Below are 25,028 nucleotides of genomic sequence, written 5' to 3' on the forward strand. Positions count from 1 at the left end.
GCGGCCCGTGCAGGCGGGCGCGCCCTCAAAACTTGGAGGAAACAATGACAGAAGGCAAGAAGTTCAACGCCTGGATCCCGAATTTCGGGGCGAAGGGTTGGGGTATCACTCTCACGTGTTTTGTGTTCTTCATCTTTTACACATTCTGGAATTCGGTGACCAACACGCTGTTCGGCATGTTCACCGAGCAGTACGGTTGGCAGCAGACCGACATGTCCTACGTCATCACCATCGCCGGCTGGATATCGCTGCTCGCCGTCGTGCTGTTCGGCGCGCTCGGCCGCAAGATTGGCGCGAAGATGGTGAGCGTCATCGGGCTGGTCGGCAGCGCTGTCGGCTTCATCATCCTGGCGAACATGACAAGCTTCGGAATGTTCGCTGCAGGCGTTATCGTGTTCTACTTCTGCATGGTCGCCTATGCGACCATCGGTGTGGGCATGCTGGGCTCAAGCTGGTTCCCGCGCACGAAGGGCGCCTTCATGGGCATCGCCACCATCGGCATGACGTTCTGCTCCGCCGCCCTGAACCCGATCATCCTCGGCTTCGTGGGCGCCGGCCTGGGCGTGTCGGGCTTCTTCTGGGCTTGCGCCGTCGTCCTGATCGTCATGGCCGCGGTCGTGCTGTTGTTCGTGAAGAACAATCCCGAAGAGGCGGGCGCCTATCCCGACAACGACAAGTCCATCGGCCGCGAGGAGCTCGATGCCGAGTTCAAGGCCGCCATGGAATACAAGAAGACGAGTCCCTGGACCACCGTGAAGGTGCTTAAGACCCCGCAGACCTGGCTTATCGGCCTGGGCACCGGCATTCCTATGATGGTGGGCGCCGGCGTCATTGCCTTGCTCGTTCCCACGCTGGCCGCATACGGCCAGGATCCGATGTTCGGCGTGGTGCTGCTCAGCTCCATGTGGCCTATCGGCCTGCTCGGCCATTACCTGATCGGCGTCCTCGACCAGAAGATCGGCACGAAGAAGACTACGCTCACTGTGATCTGTATTTTGGGCTTGGGCGGACTGCTGTGCTTCCTCGGTGGTACGAATGCGATGGTCTGTGGTGTTGCCACCGGCATGTTCATGTTCGGCCTGTCCGGCGCAGCGAACGTGTGCATGTCCATGACAACCTCGATCTTCGGCCGCGCCGACTTCGAGGTGGCGTACACCCCCATCCAGGTCATCTTCAACGTGCTGAACTTCGCTGGCGTGTCTGTCATGTCCACCGTGGCCGCCATCTTCGGGCCAACCACGGTCATGCTGGCCGTGTTTCTCATGTGCATCGTGGCCTTCGCGATCGCCTTTGCGATCCCGTATCGCCAGATCGCCTCCAAGATTCGCGGCGATGAAGAAGTTGCTTACGCGGCACCCGCCAAGTAGGGTCGCGCGACCATCGATGAGTCGCCCGCCCTAGCAGCTGCACGGCACTAGGCGGCTCATGTCAACCCCCTTATGGAATTCCCGCAACGGGACACCGATTCGAAAGGAACGATCATGAACGAATTTCAGGAAGAAGTCGTGGGCATCCTTAAAGACAAGGCCGCCGAGATCTTCGGCTCCGACCCCTCCGCACTGTCCGCCGACACGCGTTTCGTCGAAGATCTGCACTGCAAGTCGGTGAACATCGTGCAGTTCGCCTCGACGCTTGAGGACGAGTACGAGGTGGAGGTGCCTTTCATGGAACTCAACAAGGCGAAGACCTTCGGCGAGGCTGCCAAACTCATCGACGACAAGCTTTCCATGTAGCGAAATCCCTACCCTGATTGAAAGCGCGCGTTGCGCCGGCCCGTCCTTCTGGCGGGCCGGCGTACGGACGGCCCCTGCGCACGTACGCCCGCCGCCGCAGCCTCCGCGCACCCGGCACGACGCGGGCCGGCGCGCTCCCCGAAGAAAGGAATCCCCATGACGGCGTTAATCGAGAAGCTCATTGAGGACGCGAAGGGCGCTCCCAAGCGCGTGGCACTGCCCGAGTGCGAGGCCGACAACACCCTGCTTGCCGCCCGGCGGGTGCTCGACGAGGGCGTCGGCATCCCGGTGCTCATCAGCCCACGCGGCGTGATCGAGGAGACCGCTGCGCGCGCGGGCGTTTCCCTCGACGGCATGGAGATCGTCGACAGCGCCGACGAATCCGCAGCTGATGCGCTGGCTGAGCGCTATATGGCGGGCGGTGCGCGCCTCGTCTCCGCCAAGGGCGCGCGGCGCAAGATCAAGGACCCGATGCACTACGCTATGATGATGGAAGAGCTGGGCGATATGGACTGCACGTTCTGCGGCCACACCAACACCACCGGCGATGTGCTCATGGCCGCGCAGACGATCATCGGCTTGCAGGAGGGTGTCGACGTTCCCAGCATTCTGGCCTTGGTTGAAACTCCAGGCTTCGAGGGTCCCGAGGGCGACGTGGTCTGCTTTTCCGACTGCGGCTTGAACCCCGAGCCGTCCGCTAGCGAGCTCGCCTCCATCGCGATCGCCGCGGCGGACGGGGCCCGCTCACTCATGGGCTGGGAGCCGCGCGTCGGCTTTCTGTCGTTTTCCACCACCGGGTCCGGCGTCGGTGAAAGCGTCGATCGGATCGAGGAGGCGCTGCGGCTGGTGCACGAGCGTCGCCCCGACATCTCGGCCGACGGCGAGTTCCAGCTGGATGCTGCCATCGATCCTGTGGTGGCGGCAAAGAAGGTCAAGCACGAAAGCGAGGTGGCCGGTCGCGCCAACGTTTTCATCTTCCCTGATCTGAACTCGGCTAACATCGCCGTGAAGCTGATCCAGCGCTTTGCACATGGCGCTGCATACGGTCACAACCTGTCGGGCTTCAGGCGCCCTGTGGCCGACTCCTCGCGTGGCGCGACCGTGCAGGAGATCGTCGGCGACATCGCGATGCTCGTGCTGTCCGCGCGCTAGACGTTCGGAGGTAGCCGGTTATGCGCGAGGTGGATACCGAATTGATGAAACAGGTGGTGTTATATCTGCGCAAAGGTACGGCGCGTGCTTTGAGCGGGCGCATGCTGTCCGGCATGGAAGTGCCGCCCGATGCGGCAGAAGGCCGCCATGCTCCCTACTGGGTGCACGAGGCGCGCGTCGGGGGCGCCAGACCGGTGCTCTTCGAGGTGCACGGAGGCGGGTTCGCGCTCGGCGATGCCCGTAAGGAGGACGCCCTGCGCGCCTGGGTGCGCGACAGCTTCGACATCCATGTGGTGGGCGTCGAGTACCGGCTGGCGCCGGAGCATCCCGCACCGGCTGCGCTACAGGATGTCGTGGCGACCATGGCCCATATCGCGCGCGGGAGCGTGTGCGATGCGGATGCGTCGAGGTTCTACCTGCTGGGATACAGTGCGGGCGCGAACCTGGCGCTGGCCACTGCCTTCGTCGCTCAGGCGCGCGCCGATTTCAAGGTGGCCGGCTTGGCGTTGCACTACCCGTTCCTCGACGCCTGCACGCCGCCCGATTCCGTCAAAGGCCGCGCGATCGACCTGCCGTACGAAATGATGGTCGCCTTCAACGATTGGTACGTGGCGGACGGCGACGCTCGCGACCCGCTCGTGTCGCCCGTGTTCGCAAGCGATGCCCAGCTGGCCGCGCTGCCCCCGGTGGCGCTGTATCCAGTCGTGGGCGATCCTTTGCAGGGGCAGGCCGAGGCGTTGCGGGAGCGCATGGAACGGCTGGGATGCCGTATGTCGTACCGCCCGGTGGAGGGTGTGTACCACGGATACATCGAGGACGCGGCCGATCTGGAGACGTATCGGGCGACGTCAATGCCGGCCACCGTGGCCGCTCGGCCTGCCGATTTTGCGCGAGCCGCAGGTGTGCGGTTGAAAGCGAGCCTGGAAGACGTGTTGGGGCCTGCCGTGGCCGATGTGCCGATTCCGGGTATTGATGAAAAGGGGGATTCGCTGTGACGCGCTGGTCGGTGGGGGTCATTCTGTGCGATGCGGTGCTTGCATTGGTCATCAACACGTCGGCTATGCTGCTGACGAACGCGCCCATTACGTTCGCCTCGTGGTATCCGGGAGTGGCGAGTGCGTTTTTTACGAACGTGCTGCTGCAGCTGATCCTGCCGGTGCCCTCAGCAGGGCAGCTGCTCAGCCGCCCGCTTGCCGGCAATAGAACACGATTCGTGATGTCGGTGTTCGTGGAGAACCTCGTCTACGTGACGTGCATCTCGTTCACGATGGCCGTGCTGCAGGCGGAAGGCCGCCCCGTCGTCGACGTCTGGCTGCAAACGTACGCTCAGCTCGTGGCGATTGGCTACGTTGCGTCGCTCGTATTATGGCTGGTTTCAAATCACAGGACGCTCGCCGATCACCCTGAGGTCGTATCCGAATAGAAGAAATCGGCGAGACGCCGAAGCAAATGGAAAGGAAACTCTTGACATGGGTTATAAGATTCTGACACTCTCTCCGGGATCCACGTCCACGAAGGTGGCCGTGTTCGACGGGGCCGAGGCGCTGTTCCGCTTGAACGTAACGCATCCGGCCGAGGAGCTGGCACGGTTCGACCAGGCGGCCGACCAGTTCGACTACCGCAAGCAGACCATCCTTGACGCGCTTGCCGAACAGGGTATTATGTTGTCCGACATCGACGCGTTTTCCGGCTACTGCGGATCCATGGGCCCTACGGTGGGCGGCATCTTCGCCATCGACGACACGGTGTGCGACCATGTGATGAACGCAGGTGTGAACCATCCCGCCATCTTGGGCGCACCGCTGCTGCATGCGTTCGCCCAGGAAGCGGGCAAGCCGGCCTACGCCGTGAACCAGCCCGACACCGACGAGCTTGAAGACGTCGCGCGCATCACGGGATACCCCGGGGTGTACCGCAAAAGCCACGTCCATTGTCTGAACCAGAAGGAATGCGCCATCCGCTGCGCGACCGAGCTGGGCACGACCTATGAAGACGGCGCGTTCATCGTAGCGCACGTGGGCGGCGGCCTATCGGTGGCCTGTCATGACCATGGTCGCATGGTGGACGCGAACGACGTACTGGAAGGTTCCGGCCCCTTCGCTCCGAACCGCTCCGGCGACGCGCCGCTGAAGTCCGTCGTGAAGCTGGCGTTCTCCGGCGAACATGACAAGAAGGAGATCGACGGGGTGATCGGCAAAACCGGCGGGCTGGTGGGCTTGTGTGGTACGGACGACGCGCGCATTATATGCGAGCGCATCGAGCAGGGTGACGAGTGGGCGCGCGTGGTCTACGACGCGATGGCTTACCAGGTGGCCAAGGCCATCGGCGGCTTCGCAGCCGTGCTGAAGGGCAAGGTGGACGGCATCGTGCTGACCGGCGGCGTCTCCCATGACCCGCGCTTCGTGAACTACGTGACCGAGCGCACGGGTTGGATCGCCTCCATTAAAGTGTACGCCGGCGATTTTGAAATGGACGCTCTGGCCGCAGGGGCCATTCGTGCCCTCGATAACTTGGAGGAAGTTATGACCTACACCGGCGAGCCTTCTTGGAAGGGCTTCACCATGCCTGGTGCCATTCCCGAAGTGTAAAGCCCATGCGGCGCCGCCTACCGCCGCGTACCCGCCGCCCGAGCGGGCAAAGGTTCGCCGGATGTCTGTGCGATGTCGAAAGCGAGCCGTCCCCTACGCCTTCCCAGGCGGGAGGCGAAAAAGCGGCCTTGCGGAAAGGGTCGGCCCTGGAGGATCCAGAGGCTGGCCCTTCGTACTATCTCCTTTTCCATGCTCCGGCCGCGTGTCGGACCGTCCCGTTCGCGGAAAACCCTTCTTTTCGCCCTTGCCGCGCTATACTGGCTTTGACCTGCATTTCGATACCACGGGTTGACAGGCGATACGCAAAAAAGAAGCCGCAAGTTGGTTGAGCGGCGGCTCGCGCGCCCCCAGTATGGAGGCGTCGGCGCACCGGGGCCGACTGATGCGCCGGCCGTAGGGGCGGGCGTGCACGATCGAAGGACGGACCTATGAGCTTCCGCGACAACCTGCAGCACCTGCGCGCCGCGCGCAACATGACCCAGGAGCAGCTGGCGATGCTTTTGGGTGTGAGTCGCCAGTCGGTTTCCAAGTGGGAGGCCGAGCGCGCCTACCCGGAGATGGACAAGCTGCTGCGCCTGTGTGCCCTGTTCGAGTGCACGCTCGACGATCTGGTGTGCGGCGATCTGACCGAGCGCCCGGCCGCCCCGACTGCAAGCCTGCCCATTGCGCAGCCTCCCCAAGACGTAACCGGCTACGACGAGGCCATGCGTGCATTCGCATGGAAGCTGCCGCTTGGCGTGGCTGTCGTCATCTTGGGATTCGCGCTGGCCATGTTCTTAACGGACGCAACGCTGATGCCGGGAAGCTCCTACCAGAGCTATTCGAGCGTGCTCATGCTGGTGGGCGCCGTGGCCGGGCTGGCCATCATCCTGCCGGCCTCGTTCGAGCGGAACGGATTTCGCGTAGCCCATCCTTTTGTCGAGGATTTCTACACCGCCGAGCAGAAAACCGAGGCCCGACGCGCCCTGTCCATCGGTTTGGTGGTGGGCATCGGCTTGATCGTGGCCGGGCTGGCGGCGACCATCGTGCTGCCTGCGGCGCCGTCGCTTTCGAGCGCCGTCTGCCTGCTGCTTGCTGCGGCGGGCACGTTCTGCATCCTGCGCGGGTGGCTGCTCGCGTCGCGCTGCAATGTGGAGAAATACAACTTGCGATCGCTGCATGTCGTGGACGAGGCGCGCATCGACGATCTCGACGAGAATCTGGCAAAACGCGCGCGTCGAGCCAAAAGCGATCATCGCCTGTATGTTGCCATTATGTGCGCCGCCACGGCTGTCGCTCTCGTGCTGCTGTTCGTGCCCGCGTTGGGCGGGCAGTGGTGGTTCTGGCTGGCCTGGCCTCTCGGGGGTCTGATCAGCGCCGCCGTCAAGGCGCTCCGTCCCTAGACGAGGGCGGTACGTTCCTGCGTTCCGATCGAGCCTCGCACAGCTGCGCTGTGACGTTCTCGAACGGCGCGAGCGGCATGCTCCCGGTCGTCGTCCGGACATAGCCCCTTCCAGTCCCCATACCGTGCCGATAAAAGCGAAGCGCGCTTCGCTCCGGCAGTCCTGTGCCGAAAACCATTCAAAGGAGATCGTATGAGCTGTACCGTTGTCGCACGCGAAGTGTGCAAATCATTCGTTATCGGACGCGGAAGCAAACGGCGTGCAACCGACGTGCTGCGCGGCGTCAGCCTGCACGTCGCTGCCGGCGAGATGGTGGCAATCGTAGGGCCGAGCGGCTCGGGCAAATCGACGCTACTGTATTGCCTGTCCGGGTTGGAGGCAGCGGATGCGGGCTCCGTCGAGGTGATGGGCCGGCAGGTGGTGGGCGCCGGTCGCAACGATCTGTTCAAGACGAGGCGCGACCATGTGGGCTTCATTTTCCAGTCGTACAACCTCATCCCCTCGCTCACGGCGGGCGAAAACGTGTCGCTGCCTGCGCGCCTGGCCGGGCGGCCGCTTACGGCCGCGCAGGTGCGCGAGGTGCTTGCGGGTGTGGGCCTCGAAGGGCGCGAGAAGAGCCGCCCCGCTGATATGTCCGGCGGCGAGCAGCAGCGAGTGGCCATCGCACGGGCGCTTGCGGGCGGCGCGGACGTCGTGTTCGCCGACGAGCCGACCGGTGCGCTCGATTCGAAGAACGGGCGCGAGGCGCTCGGGCTTCTGCGCGGCATCGCGGACGATCCGGCGCGCTCGGTAGTCATGGTGACCCACGACTTGGAGGCGGCCTCGATGGCCGACCGCATCCTCGTGCTGAAGGACGGTCGGGTGGTTCGCGAGTTGGGGCGATCGAATCCGACGGACATCCTCAAGGCACTGGAGGCGGCGCGATGATGCGCCTTGTGTTCCTCGATCTGCGCGACCATGCCGCCACATGGGTAGGCGCGTTTTGCGTGGCCGTGGCCTGCGGATTCATCGGTGGCTTCGCGGCGTCGTTGATGGCCACGGCGAAGTCGTACCCGAACATGGAATCGCTTGCGGTCACCATGCTCATGTTCTCTGCAATGGCAGCTATGGCGGTGCTCGCGTCGGCGGCGAATCTTACGGTGGCGATGCAGCGGCGAAGCTACGCCCTGTGGCAACTGGCAAACGTGAGCCCGCGGAGGGTGGCTGCAGTCGTGCTCGCGCAGCTGGCCGTGGTGGCGGTGCTCGGCGCGGTGGTCGGCACGCTTGTTGAAGCAGCCTCGTTTGTCCCGCTGTTCCCGCTCGTGTTTAGTTCGCCCTTCTACCTGCCCATCGACCAGGTGGTTCTCGACGCTGGACTGCCGTTTATGCCCTTGGTATGGCTTTCGGTGGCGGGCGTGTTTCTCGTCGGGGGCTTGAAGGGCGTCCGCGGCGCGGGGAGGACGTCACCCATGACCGTCCTGCGCGCGCCGGATCAGCCCCGCAAGGGCATGACATGGCTGCGCGTCGTACTGTTCGCAGGGTTGGTATTCGGCACCTGGCAGCTTGCTTCCTCCCTGTTCGGAAAAGACCTGGATGCTTTGGGTAATTCGCTGTTCCTCCCGCTTCTTATGGCGGCAGCGCTTGTGTCCGTGGCTCCGGCGGTGTTCTCGGCATTGCTGAGCGCGTGGACGTCGCTCGTGTCGCAGAACCGCTGGAATGCGTGGTACATAGCGCGCCATATCGCCCGCCATGGCCTTTCGGTTAGCACCTCGGTTGAGACGCCCATCATGGTAGGATTTGGACTGGTTGCTGGTATTTTCTCGCTTAGCAGCTTATTGGAGACCGTCATACAACAGTATGGCTTGACCCTCAACGCGACGCTCGACTTCACCACGTCTGTCCTGCTGCTCGGCGGCCCCATTCTGCTGTGCGCGGTGGGAGCGGCAGTGAGCGTGGTCATGTCGTCGCGCACCCGCACCCGCGACGTGGCGCTTCTTATCGCGAGCGGCGCGCGCCCGGAAACGCTCGTCGCGGCCGCGGGGTTCGAGGCGCTTATCCACGCTGCTACTGCCACGCTCGCCGGCATGGCGGTCGCAGCGGCATCCAACGCTGTAGTGGCCGCTGCGGTGGAATTTCCTCTGTTCAGCGGCCTAGCGTTCGGCGAGGGCCTCGTGGTGTCGATCGCTGGCTTTGTCCTGGTGCTGGCCGCCACGCTCGTTCCTACTCTGTCGGCTCTGCGCAAACAACCCGCTCTCGTACTGGCCGTAGAGGAGTAGCAGGGGGGAGGTTTCCGGAGCATCATTTTTGAAAGATACTCTTGTCGACGCATTGGGAGAAAGGAAGGTCGACCATGATAAAGCTTGTGTTCTGTGATCTGCGCGACCATGCCGCCACATGGGTAGGCGCGTTCTGCGTGGCCGTGGCCTGCGGGTACGTCGGCGGGTGGGCGGCGTCGCTCGAAGAGACGGCGGCGACGTTCTCAGGCATGCGCTACATCGGCTCCGTGGTGCTGGCGTTCTCGTCGGTGGCCGCGGTTGCGGTGCTCGTTTCGGCGTCGAACCTGACCGTGTCCGCACAGCGGCGCTCCTACGCCTTGTGGCGGTTGGCTAACGTGAGCCCGCGCCGGGTGAGCTGCGTGGTGCTGGCCCAGCTGGTCGTTGTGGCCGTGCTCGGCGCGATCGTCGGAACCCTGCTCGAGGCGGCGACGTTCGTCCCGCTTTTCCCGATGGTGTTCGGCGCGAAGGAGGCGCTTGCTCAAGCGACGCCCCACGTGAGCTTCTCGATGATGCCGACGGTGTGGCTTGCGGTGGCGGGCGTGTTCTTCTGCGGCGGGTTTAAAGGCGCCCGCAGCGCGGGAAACACGCCGCCCCTCATGGCTTTGCGTGAATCGGAGCCGAAGCGCAGGGGGATGACGTGTTTGCGTATCGCGCTGTTCGCAGTCCTGACCGCGTGCACGGGCTGGACGGTCTTCCTCATGGTCGGCGCTGCGCCGGACGTCGTGATGAACTGGTCGCTGTACCTGCCCATTCTCGCAGTTGCGGTGCTGGCCTGCATCTCCCCTCTGGCGTTGTCGGCGGCGATGGACGCGTGGACGTCGCTTGTGCCGGGAACGCGTTGGAATGCCTGGTTCGTGGCGCGGCGCACCGCACGCTACGGATTGGGCTCCAGCACGTCGGTTCAGACGCTAGTCATGGTGGGCTTTGGGCTGGTGGCGGGTATCTTTTCGGTCATGGGAGTGTGGGCGGACTACAACGCGCTCCACGGCCTGCGCTTCACCGGCCTCGATTGGACAGAAGCGCTCATCCTGTTCGGAGGCCCGGTGCTCCTGTGCGCCGTTGGCGCAGCGGTGAGCGTGGTGATGACGTCGAAGTCCCGCACGCGCGATACGGCGTTGCTCATTGCCGCCGGCGCGCGCCCGGAGACGCTCGTAGCAGCGGCCGCATGCGAAGCGCTCATCCATGCCGTCACTGCCACGCTTGTCGCCGCGCTCGCCGCGCTCGCCTCGAACGCGGTCGTAGCTTCTGCGGTGGGCATGCCGCTGCTTACCGGGCTCGCTTTCGGCGAGGGGCTTCTCGTGTCGCTCGTGGGCTTCGTCTTGCTGCTGGCCGCCACTCTCATTCCAACCTGCTCCGCCCTTCGCCGGGAGCCTGCGCGGGTTCTGGCTGTGGGGGAGTAGGCTGGTCAGGCTTCCTTGCTGCCGCTCTCTCATTGCCGCCGATCGCCGACCGGAATGCGCGGCGGACGCCTGTCGGCACCGTGCGTTTCTGCCGAGGATCGGACTCCTGCTCGGCACGTTCTCCTTTCCGGTGAAGATGCGGTGAAAGCGAAAATGTCGAGGCATTTTCTTTTGCTTTTCAATCCGTTGTGCTATCATAACCGTCGCTGCATTAAGCGGCATCGGGATGTGGCTCAGCTTGGTAGAGCGCTGCGTTCGGGACGCAGAGGCCGCAGGTTCAAATCCTGTCATCCCGACCATGGAGCTGAAAGGGATGTGCTTTCGACATAAAGAACATCCCTTTTTTGCATAGAAGTGCTACTCTGGCGAGGCTGGAGTGGGCGGGCCTGCGAAGGCGGGCTCCGCACGAGCAACTTGGAGGGCTGTATGAAAATCCTTGGAATGGGAATGCCGGAGCTTCTCATCATCCTCGCGGTGATTCTGCTCATCTTCGGGCCGAAGAACCTTCCGAAGCTTGGCAGCGCGCTCGGCAAGACCGTCAAGAACCTCCGCGAAGGCATCGGCGGTGGCGACAAGGCCATCGAAGAGGCCGACGAAGACGATGTGGAAGAGGTCGTCGAGGAAGAAGAGGAGCCGGTCAAGAAGAAGACCACGGCTGCCAGGAAGACCACGGTGGCCAAGAAGAAGGCCGAGTAGTCTAAGCGGGTTTTGTTTGGTGTGCGGTATGTGCAGACGGCTCGCGTCTTGCGCATACCGCTTTTTTCATATAGCGCCAGCGCACGGTGCGGGTGCTTTTCTACCACCAGCATAGGATATCGGATTGCACGCTTGCATGTGCGGGCGTGCCTGTTTTGCACTTGGATAGGCGGCGGAATATGGCTGACAGCAATTTCATCCTCACTCAGGAGGGCAAGGATAAGCTCGAGGAAGAACTGCATTTTCTCGAGACGGAGAAACGCGCTGAGATCGGCGAGCGCATCAAAGTGGCGCGCGAGTTCGGCGATATCTCCGAGAATTCGGAGTACGACGACGCGAAGAACGAGCAGGGTATGATGGAGGCGCGCATCGCCGAGATCAGCCGCATCCTGTCGGAGGCTACGGTGGTCAATACGCCGAAGCGCTCGAACAACGTGCACATCGGCTCGACGGTGACCGTCGACATGGGCGGCCGTGAACGCGTGTTCACCATCGTGGGCGGCGCCGAGAGCGATGCCGCCGCCGGCAGAATATCGAACGAATCGCCGGTGGGCTCGGCGCTTTTGGGCCACAAAAAGGGCGACAAGGTGGAAACGACCGGCCCGACCGGTCGCGAGATTGTCATGACCATTACTAAGATCGAGCACTAGGGTTTCGTCGGCCTGACGGCCGCCGGAACTTCTTGACGCTGCGGCCCGCCGTCGCACCCGATCTTCGCGCGATGCTGCGGGCTTGCGTACCCAGGTACGCAACGCCTGCGCCATCTCCCGAATTTCGGGTGCGACGGCGGGCCTCGCTGACTTACTACGCCAACCTGCGCGGTTGGTTTTCGCGCTTCGCGCGAAGGGCTTGGCCCTGGCGGGCAAGCCTCGCTATGCGGGCTGTACGAGATTGAGGGGCTGAACAATGAGCGACATCAACGACACGACCACCACCGGACAGATCATCGAGGACGATCCCGTCGCAGTGCGCCTGGCCAAGCGCGATGCGCTGCTGGCGGCTGGCAAGGATCCGTACGGTCACGCGTTCAAGTACTCGCACCACCTGGCGGACCTGGCCGCCCAGTACGAGGGCCTGGAGGACGGCGCATCAACCGAAGACGAGGTGCAGGTTGCCGGTCGCATCATGGCGAAGCGAGACCAGGGTAAGATCGCTTTCCTCGAACTGCGCGACTCGACGGGCGATATCCAGCTGTTCTGCCGCATCAATGCGCTCGACGAAGACGCATTCGCCGAGCTCAAGAACCTCGATGTGGGCGACTGGATCGGCGTCGCGGGCACTATGATGCGCACGAAGCGCGGGCAGCTGTCTGTGGCTATCCAGTCCTTCGAGCTGCTGTCCAAGAGCCTTCGTCCGCTTCCCGAGAAGTTCCACGGCCTGGCTGACAAGGAGACGCGCTACCGTCAGCGCTATGTCGACCTCGTCATGAACCCCGAGGTCAAGGATACGTTCGAGAAGCGCTTCAAGATCGTTGCCGCCATCCGCCGTTATATGGAGGATCAGGGTTTTTACGAGGTGGAAACGCCCTTTCTGCATCCTATCCTAGGCGGTGCGAACGCCAAGCCGTTCGTCACACATTTCAATGCGCTCGACCGCGACTACTACCTGCGCATCGCTACGGAACTGCCCCTCAAGCGCTTGCTTGTGGGCGGGTTCGAAAAGGTGTTCGAGATCGGGCGCCAGTTCCGCAACGAGGGCATGGACCCGTTCCACAACCCGGAGTTCACCACCATGGAGGCTTATCAGGCGTTCTCCGATCTCGAGGGCATGATGGAGCTCACGCAGGGCTACATCCAAGCCGCGGCGCAGGCTGCGTGCGGTACGTTGCAGATCACCTACCAGGGACAGGACATCGACCTGTCGGGCGAGTGGCGCCGCGCATCCATGATCGAGCTGGCCACCGAAGGAGCAGGCGAGCAAGTGAACTTCGAGCGCACGCGCGACGAGCTTGCGTCTATCCTCGAGCGTAACGGCGGGCATGCCGATGCGACGTGGGGCAAGGGCAAGCTGATCGCCGAGATTTTCGAGGCTGTGGCCGAGGAGAAACTCATTCAGCCCACCTTCGTTATCGACCATCCACTTGAGGTGTCGCCGCTGGCCAAGAAGAAAGCGGGCAATCCGGACCTCACCGAGCGCTTCGAGCTGTTCATCTGCGGGCACGAGTACGCCAACGCTTTCGGCGAGCTGAACGATCCAGTTGACCAGGCCGAGCGTTTTCGTGCGCAGGTGGAGGCGAAGGATCTCGGCGACGATGAGGCCATGGGATACGACGACGACTACGTGCGCGCGCTCGAGTACGGAATGCCGCCCGCCGGAGGCGTGGGCTTGGGCATCGACCGTCTGGTGATGCTGCTCGCCGACGCGCCGTCCATTCGCGACGTGTTGCTTTTTCCTCACATGCGCGATGAGGCGCCTGCGGGCGGGCATCCGCGCGGCGGTGCCGCGCCGGCGGCTTCGGCCCAGGCCGCAGCGATCGCTCCTATCAGGCCGGCCGTTCCCATCGATTTCTCGAAGGTGGTCGTCGAGCCGCTGTTCGAGGACGAGGTCGATTTCGACACGTTCAGCAAGTCGGACTTCCGCGCCGTGAAGGTGAAGGAGTGCGTGGCCGTTCCCAAGAGCAAGAAGCTGCTGCAGTTCACGCTCGACGACGGCACGGGCGCCGACCGCGTCATCCTGTCCGGCATCCATGCCTACTACGAGCCGGAGGAGCTGGTGGGCCGCACGCTTATCGCCATCACCAACCTCCCGCCGCGCACTATGATGGGTGTCGACTCGTGCGGCATGTTGCTTTCGGCCATCCATGAGGAGCCGGGCGAGGACGGCGAACCCGAGGAACGCCTCAATCTACTGATGGTGGACGACCGCATCCCCGCCGGCGCGAAGCTGTACTAGCTTCCTGTCAAGAAGCGACCTCGATGAAGGAAGCTGCCCGTCGAAAGAGGTGCAGTCGAGGGGGTCCAGCATAGCAGCGTGGTTCATGATGCCTCCTCCGTGCAGGCACGGAGGCTTCGCGGGTCCGACTCGGGTCCCTGCACGTGTGCAAATGCGGAACCTGCTGCTCTGCGCTGGAGGGCGGATCGGGCCGTCCTTGCGCCGCGACCGTCTCGAGTCCTGTCCAGGCGCTGATTCGCGAACGGCACGCGTTACGCATCTTCTGCGAATGCCTCGCGCGAGGGCGGGGCCGTCCGAGGACGAGACTCCTCCGCCAGCGAACGGGTTCTCGACATTCGCCTACGTTTCGGCTCCTCGTCAAAAGCGAGCACGTTCGGAGTCATCCGCCCGCTCGAACGCGCGCCGTGCGAGGTCGTGGTACGATGGCTCCGTCGCGCGTGAGCGCAAGTTATGGAGCACGCGTGTGCGGCAGCCACCGCGTTGGCACTCTCTTGACGAGAGTGCTAGCATGTACTACGAAACACAAGAAGCTCCGCGAGAATCGAGGCTTTAGATGTCATTCGAGAAATTCACGGACAAAGCGCGTAAAGTGCTTGTCCTTGCTCAGGATGAGGCACGATCGCTTCATCAACCCTATGTGGGCACCGAGCACATTCTGCTCGGTCTTATCCAGGAGAAAGACGGTTTGGCCGCCCAAGCGCTCGAGCGCCTGAACGTCAAGTACGACGCCGTGGTGCAGGCCATCCGTCAAGTTGTGACCATCGACGAGGATACCGACGTGTCCGGGCACCTCTCCTTCACGCCGCGCGTGAAGCGCGTGCTTGAGAACAGCCTGCGCGAGGCCATGCAGATGGGCCAATCCTACATATCCACCGAGCATTTGCTGTTGGGCATCGTGCGCGAGGGCGACGGAACGGCGCTCGAGGTGCTCACGCGCCTGGGCGTCTCGGGCGACGATGTGCGCTCGGCGCTCAACGACCTGGTGGGGCAGAGCCCGGTGTACGCCGGCCGCAACCCGTTCGACCCGAACGCTGGGTCGTCGGACAGCGTGCTCAAGGAGTTCGGCACCGATCTCACACAGAAGGCGCGCGACGGCAAGCTCGACCCGGTCATCGGCCGTGCAGGCGAGATCGAGCGGGTCATGCAGGTGCTCTCCCGCCGCCAGAAGAACAATCCGCTGCTTATCGGCGAGCCGGGCGTGGGCAAGACCGCCGTCGTCGAGGGCCTGGCGCAGCTCATCGTATCGAACCAGGTGCCTGACATCCTGCGAGGCAAACGTCTGTTCACACTTGATGTGAGTGCGCTCGTTGCGGGCTCCAAGTATCGCGGCGAGTTCGAGGAGCGCCTGAAAAAATGCATCAAAGAGGTTATGGATGCGGGCGACATCATCCTGTTCATCGACGAGATGCACACGCTCATCGGGGCCGGTTCGGCCGAGGGCTCGATCGACGCCGCTGCCATCCTCAAGCCGCCGTTGTCGCGCGGTGAGATCCAGGTGATCGGCGCCACCACCATCGACGAGTACCGCAAGCACCTGGAGAAGGACTCCGCGCTCGAGCGGCGCTTCCAGCCCATCACCGTGGGTGAGCCGAACGAGGAGCAGGCGCTGCGCATCATGGAAGGCCTTCGCGACCGGTACGAAGCGCATCACCAGGTGCACTTCACCGACGAGGCCCTACAGGCGGCCGTGGCGCTGGCCGACCGCTACATCCAGGACCGCTTCCTGCCCGACAAGGCCATCGACGTGCTTGACGAGGCCGGCGCGCGCATGCTCATTCGCAACATGACGCTGCCGAAAGAACTGCGCGACCTTGACGACGAGCTGCGCAAGCTTCGCGGAGAGAAGGATACCGCCATCGCTGCGCAAGACTTCGAGCGCGCCGCCCAGCTGCGCGATCAGGAGTCCGAGCTCAAGTCCAAGCGCGAAGAAGCCGAGAAGAAGTGGGAGGAGGACGCTCAGAAATCCATCCACCAGGTGACGGTGGAGGATATCGCTGACGTGGTGTCCATGACCACGGGCGTGCCGGTGTCGAATCTCACCGAGGCTGAGACCGAGAAGCTTCTGCGCATGGAAGCCGTGCTTCACGAGCGCGTGGTGGGCCAGGAAGAGGCCGTGACGGCGCTCTCGAAGGCTATCCGCCGTTCGCGCTCGGGTCTGAAGGACCCGAAGCGCCCCGCTGGTTCGTTCATTTTCCTCGGCCCTTCAGGTGTGGGTAAGACGGAGCTTTCCAAGGCGCTGGCCGAGTTCCTGTTCAACTCCGAGGACGCGCTCTTGAGCTTCGATATGTCCGAGTACATGGAGAAGCATAGTGTCTCGCGTCTCGTGGGTTCGCCTCCGGGCTACGTGGGCTTCGATGAGGGCGGCCAGTTGACGAAGGCCGTGCGTCAGCGTCCTTACTCGGTCGTGCTGTTCGACGAGATCGAGAAGGCCCACCCCGATGTGTTCAACATCCTGCTCCAGATCTTGGAGGAAGGCCGCTTGACCGACGCGCAGGGGCGCACGGTGGACTTCCGCAATGCGGTCATCATCATGACGTCGAACGTGGGCGCCCGCGAGATCGCGGAGCCGACGACCCTGGGCTTTTCGGTCGAGGAGCATGCTGGCCTCTCCGACAAGGAGATCAAGAGTCGCGTCATGGCGGAGATGAAGAAGCTGTTCCGGCCCGAGTTCCTAAACCGCATCGACGAGATCATCGTGTTTAAGTCGCTCAACGACGAGCAGATCGAGAAGATCGTCGAGCTCATGGTGGCCGATTTGCGCGAACGCTTGATCGAGCAGAATATGACCATCAACTTGACCGAGGCGGCGCGCAAGCTCATCGCGAAGGAAGGCACCGACGCGACGTTCGGCGCGCGGCCTCTGCGCCGGGCCATCCAGCGTTTGCTGGAGGATCCTCTGTCCGAGGAGATTCTCGAGGGCATGTGGACGAGCGGTTCGGTCATCGACGTGGATGCCGTGGACGGCGAGCTGGTGTTCTCGGCGGGTTCGGGATCAATTCCTGCGCCGCGCAAGCGCGACAGCATCGCCCGGGAAGCGGAGCTTCTGCTGACGAACTACGATTTGGGCCATGCCGGTGTGACCGGTGGTGGCTCGATGTCCGGTGGAGCCGCCGACTAGGCATCCGAGCGTTCGCGAGGGCCGTCCGAGAGGGCGGCCCTCGTCGCTTTCAGGGGATGATCGGCATAGCATATGGCTCGCCAAGCCGCCAAACGAGATTTGTCGTATACTAATGCGCATCGCAAAACGACCCGAGAAGGACGATCATGCCGAAAACAATCGATCCCGTTTTCTCCCCCGAGGTGCTGGGCGCTGCCGAGCTGGCCATGGGCGATTTCGACTTCGATGCGCTCACGCAGACGATTGGCGGGCTTAAGGGGGAGGTCGACAAACATCCGCAGACGGCGGCTATCATCTTGGCGGGGGGCACGGGAGAGCGTTTCGGCAAAGAGGGCGGCAAGCAGTTGGTCGAGATTGCAGGCAAGCCTATTCTCACCTGGTCGGCCGAGGCCTTCGATGCGGTGGGGGATATCGGCCTCATCGTTATCGTGTGCCCTGAGGACCGCCAGGCGGAGTACTTGAAGCACGCGATCGATCCGTTCCCGTTCGTCACGCCGGTGGTGATGGCCCCTTCGGGTCCGAGTCGCCAGGAATCGGCATTTTCCGGTCTCGAGTTCGTTCCTGAGGACTACGAATACGTCGTTCTGCACGACGGTGCCCGGCCTCTTATATCGCCCGATCTCATCGCTCACACCATTGCGACCCTCAAGGGCAACATTGATTGCGATGGCGCAATCGTGGCTCATCCGGCCGTCGACACGCTCAAGGTGGTCGAGAACGGGGTGATCGTGGGCACGCCCGATCGCAGTGTGTTTTGGAACGCGCAGACGCCGCAAGTGTTTCGCGCGGGCATTTACCGGCGCGCACACGCCTCGGCGCTTTCAGACGGTTTTGTTGGCACCGACGACTCGTCGCTTATCGAGCGGCTGGGCGGGCGCGTGCTCGTGGTTGAAGGCAAGCGCGACAACATCAAGCTCACCGTGCCCGAGGACTACCTCATGCTGGCTGCCGCTGTTCGGACCATGTACATGAAGGGCGGGGAAGAATGAGCATCCGCGGAAGGCGATGCGGCAATATCCCGCCGCTCGGACGGTCCTGCTCGCACGAAACGCCCGCTGGACGTTTCGGCTCGTGCGGAACTCGCTTGGCGGACGTTGCCGCATCGTCTGCGCATGCTGAGATCGGAGGAAGCGAATGATGCAGCCTGCGACGTTCGATCCGACTTCGCTGCGCGTCGGGCAGGGGTACGACGTGCACGCGTTCGCCGAGGGGCGCAAGCTCATCTTGGGTGGCGTGAACGTTCCCCATGTCCGCGGGCTGCTGGGCCACTCCGACGCCGACGTGCTGGCGCATGCCGTTGCCGATGCGCTGCTCGGCGGCATACGCGGGGGTGATATCGGCAAACTGTTTCCCGATACCGATCCGGCCTATGCGGGCGCCGACTCGCTCAAGCTGCTGGCTTCTGTGGCGGGGAAGGTGCGCGCCGAAGGCTTTCAGATACTCGACGTGGATTCCGTCATTGCCGCCCAGGCCCCCAAGCTTGCGCCGTATCGTGAGGCCATGCGCGAGAACCTTGCGCGCGCTATGGGCGTTGCGGTGGAAAACGTGGGCGTGAAAGCCACCACCACCGAGCAGCTGGGCTTCGAGGGCCGCGAAGAAGGCATATCGGCGACGGCGGTCTGCCTGCTTTGTCGATGTCGCGAGTTCTGAAACGCGATCCTGCAGCCCGTCCACGCTCCTCGCTTTCCACCGAACGAATCAGCCGAAAGGTACAGCCACCATGATACGACTCTACGATACCAAGACGCGCACCAAGACCGACCTCGTTACACTCGAGCCGGGCAAGGTGGGTATGTACGTGTGCGGACCCACCGTGTACAACTACATCCACGTGGGAAATGCACGCACGTTCATCTCCTTCGATAACATCCGTCGCTACCTCATGTGGCGGGGCTTTGATGTGACGTTCGTGCAGAACGTCACCGACGTCGACGACAAGATTATCGCGAAGTCGCTCGAAGAAGGACGTACGGCTGCTGAAGTGGCCGCCGAGTACACGGAGGCGTTTATCGAGGATATGCGCAAGGTGAACGTGCTCGACCCCGATGTGCGCCCGAAGGCCACCGAGGAGATCCCCGCCATGTTGGAGCTCATCCAGGAGCTCATCGATAGCGACCACGCCTACGAAGTGGAGGGGGACGTGTACTTCAGCGTGCGCTCGTACCCTGCCTACGGCGAGCTGTCGGGCCGCAACATCGACGAGATGGAGGGCGGTCACCGCGAGCTGCGCGCCGACGGCAAGGGCATCGAGGACCGCAAGCGCGATCCGCTCGACTTCGCCTTGTGGAAGGCCGCCAAGCCCGGCGAGCCGGCGTGGGAGTCTCCCTGGGGCCAGGGGCGCCCGGGCTGGCACATCGAGTGTTCGGCCATGTCGCGCACGTACCTGGGGCTGCCGTTCGATATCCACGGCGGTGGCGGCGACCTGGTGTTCCCGCACCATGAGAACGAGCGTGCCCAGAGCGAGGCGGCGTGCGGCTGCACGTTCGCGAACTATTGGATGCACGGCGGCATGCTGCAGATCAACTCCGAGAAGATGAGCAAGTCGCTCGACAATTTCAAGCTGCTGCGCGACATCCTGAAAACCACCGATCCGGCCGTGCTGCGCTTCCTCATGCTGCAGACGCACTATCGCTCGCCGCTCGACTTTTCCGAGGAACGTGTGGCTGAGGCGTCCGTCGCGCTCTGCCGTATTGGCAACGCGGTGAAAAACCTCAACTGGCTTCTAAAGAACGCTGAGGATGGCCCGTCCGTGCTCGATGCCGCTGCGCTATCCGTCCGCACGGAACAGGCGAAAGAAGCCTTCATCCAGGCGATGGACGACGACTTCAACACGTGCAAGGCGCTCGGTGAGGTGTTCGAGCTCATCGCTGAGGCGAACGGGATGACGGCCGAAAAGACGCTTTCGCGCGAGGATGCGGATGCAGTGCAAGGCGTGCGGGATCTCGTCGTGGAGCTCATGGGCGTGTTCGGCATCGACGTTGCTGCAGGGTCGGGCGCCTGCGCCGCGAACACATATCCGACCGAGGTCGTGGCGCTGGCCGCCGATCTTGCCGGCTACGACGGCGCCGATGCCGTCGAGGCCATGGATGCGCTTTTGAATGCTCGCTCCGAAGCACGCGCTGCCAAGGACTGGGCCTGCGCCGACGCCGTGCGCGACGGTTTGTGCGGTCTCGGCTTCGTCATCGAGGACACCCCACAAGGTCCGAGGGTTGCGCTGGCCTGACGGTCGGTGCAACGCCAACCCGCGTCTTTTCCGAAACCTGCGCTACAATACGGCGCATGCGAAACCGAGAGACATCTTCACCTGAACTCCTCGCGCCGGTCGGCGGGCGGGCGCAGCTGGAGGCGGCCGTGCGCTTCGGCGCGGATGCGGTGTACTTCGCCTGCGACCGCTTCGGGCTGCGCCAGCGCGCCTCGAACTTCGCGCTCGACGACGTGCCCGCGGCCGTGGTCTGCGCGCATACGGCCGGTGCGAAGGCCTACGTGGCCGTGAACGCGCTCATGGACGCCGACGACGTGGCGGCGCTGCCCGCGTACCTGGAGGTCCTCGACGCCGCGGGCGCCGACGCGCTCATCGTGAGCGATCTCGGCGCGTTCTCGCTCGCGCGTCGACATGCGCCGCACGTTGATCTGCACGTGAGTACCCAGGCCGGCGTGATGAACGCCGAGGCCGCCCGCATGTGGTACGAGCTGGGCGCGAGCCGAGTGGTGTGCGCCCGCGAGATGAGTGTGGAGGACGTCGCGCGGATGCGCGCCGACGCGCCGCGCGGGCTGGAGCTGGAGGCGTTCGTGCACGGGGCCATGTGCATGGCCGTGTCGGGGCGCTGTCTCTTGAGCTCGGCGATGGCCGGCCGCTCGGGCAACAAGGGGCACTGCGCCCAGCCGTGCCGGTGGAGCTACGCGCTTGTGGAGGAGCAGCGCCCCGGCGAGTTCTACCCGGTGGAGGAAGATGTGCGCGGCACCTACGTCATGAACGCGCAGGACCTGTGCATGGTGGAGCACTTGGATGACCTGATCGCGGCTGGCGTGGACTCGCTTAAGATAGAAGGCCGCAACAAGAAGGCGTTCTATGTGGCCACGGTCGTGCACGCTTACCGCCGCGTGCTCGACGGGGCTGACCCGGCCGAGGGCGCGGCCGAGCTCGCGTGCGTGTCGCACCGTCCCTATTCCACCGGCTTCTACTACGGGCCCGCCGAGCAGTCGTCCGAGCGCGACGGCTACATAAGGGAGTGCCTGCACGCGGCCGACGTGCGCGCATGCGAGCCGGCCGGCCCGGGCGCGTGGCGCGTGGAGGCCATGTGTCGCAACCGCTTTTGCGAGGGCGACGAGCTGGAGGCGCTCTGTCCTCATCGCTCTGTCGTGCCGGTGCGGGTCCGCAATTTGGTCTGGTTGCCGGAGGCCGATGAGGATGACCCGCATCCCGCGCCCGTTGCTGTGTCCGCGGCGAACCGCTCGGCCGAACGCTATGCCTTCGAGACGGAAGAACCCCTCTCCCCGGGCGGCTACCTGCGCATCCGCGCCGACTGACACGGTCAAGACGCTTTGCGCGGGGCGTGCTCTTGTGCGGGCTGTTTTCCGCAGCTTACTCGATATGCGGCGTGGTGGAAAAAGAGCCAACAGGCACGATGCCGAGATCGGCGCGAACGTTGGAGTTGGCTAAAACTAACAGCCCGCACAGGCAGAAATCCCGCGCATGGGACTGAGGGGAAAGGTGTTCGTCGATGCTTCCGCGGTTGGCTGCCTTAGGGTGATTTTGTGTCTCATCGTTGATGATGGGGCCTGTGAACTGCGTCGAAGCGATGGAGTTCTGCAAAGAGGCCGTTATCGCGCTTGTGATCCGGCGCGTTACACTGGGCTGCACTTTACGAAAAGGAACGACATCATCGCTCCAAGGAAAGCGAGGTGCATCATGCCCAACCATGTCTATCGCTCGACGGCGGCTCCCGGCGTCGCCCAGCGAGTCCGCAGCACGAAGACGGGCCGGAAGCTCGAGCGCGGCGGCTATCTCACGCCCGAGACCGTCACGCTCTGGATCGTCTACGCCCTCACGCTGCTCGGCAACGTCATCATCGAAGCCGGCCAAGTGGGCGGGAATACGTCGGCCACGGTCGCATACGGCGTGTTCACGTGGTTCACGCCGGCCGGCTACGTCTTCTCCATCTGGTCGCTCATCTACGTTGCGCTCATCGGCTGGCTCGTCTCCTACACGCGCGAGGCGCCTACTCGGCCGAAGCGTTTCAGCTTCACGTCCGTGCTGTTCATCGCGAGCTGCGTTCTGAACGTGCTGTGGCTGGCGCTCTGGCATTTCGAGCTGGTGGGCATCTCACTCATCGTCATCGTCGCCGAGTGGGTGGTGCTCGCGTCCCTGTACCTGAACGTGCGCCGCACGGCGCGGACGGGATGGGGCTGGGTGCCCATCTCAATCTACACGGCCTGGGTGACCGTGGCGACGCTCGCGAACCTGGCCATCCTCATCACGCGCGCCCTCGACGGCGGCGTTCCGTTCTTCAACGGCCTCTCGGTGGTGCTGCTCACCGCGGGCGTGCTGGTGCTGGGCTACGTCATGAGGAAGCGCTACCAGGACATCGCCTTCCCGCTCGTGTTCTTCTGGGCGCTTATCGGCGTCGCCGTGAACGTGGGCGAGGTGTCGGGCTTCACGGCGGCTCTCGTGTACATCATGCTCGTCGTGGCCGCGATCGCCACGTTCGTGCCGGTCTCCAAGGTGCTGGCCGCGATGCGGGGCTAGGCTTGCGCCGGGTTTCGCGCCCGCCCGGCACCCAGGCGGGCGCAGCCGTCTTCCGGGCGAGCGCGGCTGCCTTCTTCCGGTTGTCCTCCGGGTAAGGCGGCCCTGCGCGGCGCCGTGCGCACCATGCCCTGCACGGCGTGCAGCAGCGCGGCGAATCTGCTTTTCCCGATGCAACCGCCGGTACTTCTTGCTATGATAAGCGGCAAGGAAACCCGGACGAAAGGGGTCGCTATGGGAACGAAGGCAGCGGAGGCACTCGACGTATCCCTCGACGAGCTCCCAACCTACCTGCACGCGAAGCATTCCGTGTACATGGAGGTTGACGGAGCGACGTATTACCTCACCGACGTGAACGACCGGTACTGGCGGGTGCAGGACACGACCCGTTTGAACGAAAAGGGTCATTACGTCGATGCGAGCGAACTCGTGCCCACGGTGAGTGAGTTCTTGACGCTCCCCTTCGCCGACGGGAAATCGATCTCCGATCTCTTCGGCCAAGCGACGTTCTACGCGTCCGAGAAAACCGAATAGCAGCGATGGCGGCCGTGCAAGCGGCCGCTTCCGATTCAAGGGCGCAACGGCCGCGATTGGCGGGGGCTCGTCTGAAGCAGCCGCGTGCGGTCGTTTCTCGTGCAAGGGAGTGGGCAAGGTGAGCAAGCTGTTCGAGAAATTCGAGATTGGGACGCTACGGGCCAAGAACCGGTTCGTGCGCGCCGCCACCTATGAGGCGCTCGCCGATGACGCCGGGCGGCCGACGTCGGCGCTGCAGGCTGTGTACGAAAGGCTCGCAGAAGGAGGCGTCGGCACGATCATCACCGGGTATGCGCACGTCATGGCAGACGAGCAGCCCAATCCCCGCATGCTGGGCATGCACGACGACGCGCTCGTCCCCGCGTATCGCGCTCTGGTCGAGGCCGTGCATGCACGAGGAGCGCGCATCGTGGCGCAGATCGTCTACGGGGGTTCGGCGACGCGGCTCGATCCCCCCAGCGCGCGCATTCTCGGGCCGTCCGCCATCGCGGAGCCGAGCACGGGCATTATCCCGGAGGAAGCCTCGCAGCAAGACATCGACGACGTGGTGGAAGCGTTCGCCCGCGCCGCCCGAAGGGCGCGCGACGCCGGGTTCGACGGCGTCGAGGTGCATGCCGCCCATGGCTACCTGCTCAGCCAGTTTCTGAGTTCCCGCATGAACCAGCGCACCGATGCCTATGGAGGGTCGATCGAGAACCGTGCTCGCATCGTCGTCGAAGTTATCGAAGCAGCGCGCAGGGAGGTGGGGCTGGCGTTTCCGCTCATGATCAAACTGAACAGCAGCGACGGTGCGGGCGGGGGACTCACCGAGGACGATAGCCTTCAAGCGGCGAAGTTGTTCGTGCGCGGCGGCATCGATGCCGTCGAGGCGAGCGGGGTCTGGCGAGCCTGCAAGACGCGCGCGTTTGCGGGGGAGCCATACTTCGGCGCCTACGCACGGCGTTTGGCGCGCGAGGTGGACGTGCCGGTGGTGGTGACGGGCGGGAACAGGAGCTTCGAAGTAATGGAGCGCATGGTGGCCGAAGACGGGATTGCCGCGTTCGGTTTGAGCCGTCCGCTGCTCTGCGAGCCCGATCTTGTCGCTCGGTGGAAGGAGGATCCTGCGTATTCGGTGCGTTGCGTATCCTGCAATAAATGCGTCGCGTCTCCCGATCGCCGTTGCATCCTGAGAAAGCGCGACGAAGCGGCGGAGTGCCGAGTCGATCCGGGTGAGGGCATAGGGCATTCCTGATCGTGCCCGGGATTGTGCCGAACGTGCACAGCGCGCTCTTACGGCACGGTTCTGAAGCTGAAAAACGAAACAAGCCGTCGGCTTTATACCGACGGCTTGCGAATTCATGGTGGAGCCTAGGGGGATCGAACCCCTGACCTCATGGCTGCCAGCCATGCGCTCTCCCAGCTGAGCTAAGGCCCCGAAAAGTGCGAGCTTTAGTATAACGCAAGCGCACATCCGGTCAAGAGGTTTTTTTGGAAATCTACGATCCCCGGTATCAGGGTCGCTGCCAGTTGATTGCATTCGCAACCTGGACACTGCA

At 63.8% G+C, this 25,028-nt stretch carries 22 protein-coding genes and 2 tRNA genes; 22 read left to right on the forward strand and 2 right to left on the reverse strand.

Annotated features, from left to right (window positions below; all coding sequences use genetic code 11):
* The first annotated feature begins 44 nt into the window (after positions 1 to 44).
* From ABGT83_RS00400 to ABGT83_RS00490, 19 genes are all read left to right on the forward strand, one after another.
* Positions 45 to 1,367, forward strand: coding sequence for an MFS transporter (locus tag ABGT83_RS00400; RefSeq protein WP_346685458.1), 1,323 nt, complete (start codon positions 45 to 47; stop codon positions 1,365 to 1,367).
* 114 nt (positions 1,368 to 1,481) lie between these two features.
* On the forward strand, positions 1,482 to 1,733 hold the full coding sequence (locus ABGT83_RS00405) for an acyl carrier protein (protein WP_346685459.1): 252 nt from the start codon (positions 1,482 to 1,484) through the stop codon (positions 1,731 to 1,733).
* A 156-nt stretch (positions 1,734 to 1,889) separates the two neighbouring features.
* Entirely contained in the window at positions 1,890 to 2,885 is a 996-nt protein-coding gene (locus tag ABGT83_RS00410; RefSeq protein ID WP_346685461.1) for a phosphate acyltransferase, read from the forward strand.
* A 20-nt stretch (positions 2,886 to 2,905) separates the two neighbouring features.
* Positions 2,906 to 3,880 (forward strand): alpha/beta hydrolase fold domain-containing protein, encoded by a 975-nt coding sequence (locus ABGT83_RS00415; protein WP_346685463.1) that lies wholly within the window; start codon positions 2,906 to 2,908, stop codon positions 3,878 to 3,880.
* Positions 3,877 to 4,308: an ABC transporter ATPase gene (locus ABGT83_RS00420; protein ID WP_346685465.1), complete on the forward strand. Its 432-nt coding sequence runs from the start codon at positions 3,877 to 3,879 to the stop codon at positions 4,306 to 4,308. The genes ABGT83_RS00415 and ABGT83_RS00420 overlap by 4 nt, the downstream gene beginning before the upstream one ends.
* Positions 4,309 to 4,354: 46 nt before the next feature.
* On the forward strand, positions 4,355 to 5,473 hold the full coding sequence (gene buk, locus ABGT83_RS00425; protein ID WP_346685467.1) for a butyrate kinase: 1,119 nt from the start codon (positions 4,355 to 4,357) through the stop codon (positions 5,471 to 5,473).
* Positions 5,474 to 5,901: 428 nt separating this feature from the next.
* Positions 5,902 to 6,855, forward strand: coding sequence for a helix-turn-helix transcriptional regulator (locus ABGT83_RS00430; protein ID WP_103264104.1), 954 nt, complete (start codon positions 5,902 to 5,904; stop codon positions 6,853 to 6,855).
* A gap of 192 nt (positions 6,856 to 7,047) precedes the next feature.
* Entirely contained in the window at positions 7,048 to 7,782 is a 735-nt protein-coding gene (locus ABGT83_RS00435; RefSeq protein WP_103264105.1) for an ABC transporter ATP-binding protein, read from the forward strand.
* The gene (locus ABGT83_RS00440; RefSeq protein ID WP_346685469.1) at positions 7,779 to 9,110 is read left to right on the forward strand and encodes an FtsX-like permease family protein; all 1,332 of its coding nucleotides are present in this window, start codon (positions 7,779 to 7,781) and stop codon (positions 9,108 to 9,110) included. The genes ABGT83_RS00435 and ABGT83_RS00440 overlap by 4 nt, the downstream gene beginning before the upstream one ends.
* Positions 9,111 to 9,184: 74 nt before the next feature.
* Positions 9,185 to 10,510: an FtsX-like permease family protein gene (locus tag ABGT83_RS00445; RefSeq protein WP_346685471.1), complete on the forward strand. Its 1,326-nt coding sequence runs from the start codon at positions 9,185 to 9,187 to the stop codon at positions 10,508 to 10,510.
* 222 nt (positions 10,511 to 10,732) lie between these two features.
* A tRNA-Pro gene (locus ABGT83_RS00450) sits at positions 10,733 to 10,809 on the forward strand.
* A 127-nt stretch (positions 10,810 to 10,936) separates the two neighbouring features.
* Complete coding sequence (tatA, locus tag ABGT83_RS00455; protein WP_103264108.1) at positions 10,937 to 11,206, forward strand: twin-arginine translocase TatA/TatE family subunit; 270 nt, start codon at positions 10,937 to 10,939, stop codon at positions 11,204 to 11,206.
* A gap of 179 nt (positions 11,207 to 11,385) precedes the next feature.
* Positions 11,386 to 11,856, forward strand: coding sequence for a transcription elongation factor GreA (gene greA / locus ABGT83_RS00460; RefSeq protein ID WP_103264109.1), 471 nt, complete (start codon positions 11,386 to 11,388; stop codon positions 11,854 to 11,856).
* Positions 11,857 to 12,112: 256 nt separating this feature from the next.
* Entirely contained in the window at positions 12,113 to 14,098 is a 1,986-nt protein-coding gene (lysS, locus tag ABGT83_RS00465; protein WP_346685473.1) for a lysine--tRNA ligase, read from the forward strand.
* 553 nt (positions 14,099 to 14,651) lie between these two features.
* The gene (locus ABGT83_RS00470; RefSeq protein WP_346685475.1) at positions 14,652 to 17,216 is read left to right on the forward strand and encodes an ATP-dependent Clp protease ATP-binding subunit; all 2,565 of its coding nucleotides are present in this window, start codon (positions 14,652 to 14,654) and stop codon (positions 17,214 to 17,216) included.
* Between the two features lie 146 nt (positions 17,217 to 17,362).
* A complete protein-coding gene (gene ispD / locus ABGT83_RS00475; RefSeq protein WP_103264112.1) occupies positions 17,363 to 18,205 on the forward strand; it encodes a 2-C-methyl-D-erythritol 4-phosphate cytidylyltransferase in 843 nt (280 codons plus the stop codon).
* Between the two features lie 145 nt (positions 18,206 to 18,350).
* Positions 18,351 to 18,866, forward strand: a complete 516-nt coding sequence (gene ispF, locus ABGT83_RS00480; protein WP_103264113.1) for a 2-C-methyl-D-erythritol 2,4-cyclodiphosphate synthase — start codon at positions 18,351 to 18,353, stop codon at positions 18,864 to 18,866.
* Between the two features lie 70 nt (positions 18,867 to 18,936).
* Positions 18,937 to 20,439, forward strand: a complete 1,503-nt coding sequence (cysS, locus tag ABGT83_RS00485; RefSeq protein ID WP_346685478.1) for a cysteine--tRNA ligase — start codon at positions 18,937 to 18,939, stop codon at positions 20,437 to 20,439.
* Positions 20,440 to 20,495: 56 nt separating this feature from the next.
* Positions 20,496 to 21,743 carry a peptidase U32 family protein gene (locus ABGT83_RS00490; protein ID WP_346685480.1) on the forward strand — a complete coding sequence of 416 codons (1,248 nt, stop codon included), beginning with the start codon at positions 20,496 to 20,498 and terminating at the stop codon, positions 21,741 to 21,743.
* A gap of 55 nt (positions 21,744 to 21,798) precedes the next feature.
* Here the strand turns inward: ABGT83_RS00490 and ABGT83_RS00495 are convergent, their stop codons facing one another.
* A complete protein-coding gene (locus ABGT83_RS00495) occupies positions 21,799 to 22,137 on the reverse strand; it encodes a hypothetical protein (RefSeq protein ID WP_346685482.1) in 339 nt (112 codons plus the stop codon).
* Here ABGT83_RS00495 and ABGT83_RS00500 point away from each other — a divergent pair.
* The 3 genes from ABGT83_RS00500 (at position 22,126) to ABGT83_RS00510 (ending at position 24,724) form a co-directional block, all read left to right on the forward strand.
* A complete protein-coding gene (locus tag ABGT83_RS00500; RefSeq protein WP_103264116.1) occupies positions 22,126 to 22,962 on the forward strand; it encodes a TspO/MBR family protein in 837 nt (278 codons plus the stop codon). The two genes, ABGT83_RS00495 and ABGT83_RS00500, sit on opposite strands and share 12 nt — an antisense overlap.
* 231 nt (positions 22,963 to 23,193) lie before the next feature.
* Positions 23,194 to 23,493, forward strand: a complete 300-nt coding sequence (locus ABGT83_RS00505; protein ID WP_103264117.1) for a CDP-alcohol phosphatidyltransferase — start codon at positions 23,194 to 23,196, stop codon at positions 23,491 to 23,493.
* A 118-nt stretch (positions 23,494 to 23,611) separates the two neighbouring features.
* Complete coding sequence (locus tag ABGT83_RS00510; protein WP_346685485.1) at positions 23,612 to 24,724, forward strand: NADH:flavin oxidoreductase; 1,113 nt, start codon at positions 23,612 to 23,614, stop codon at positions 24,722 to 24,724.
* Positions 24,725 to 24,831: 107 nt separating this feature from the next.
* Here ABGT83_RS00510 and ABGT83_RS00515 read toward each other — a convergent pair.
* Positions 24,832 to 24,907: transfer RNA gene (locus tag ABGT83_RS00515), tRNA-Ala, on the reverse strand.
* Positions 24,908 to 25,028: the final 121 nt, after the last annotated feature.

Source organism: Enteroscipio rubneri (assembly GCF_963929405.1).
GTDB lineage: Bacteria > Actinomycetota > Coriobacteriia > Coriobacteriales > Eggerthellaceae > Enteroscipio > Enteroscipio rubneri.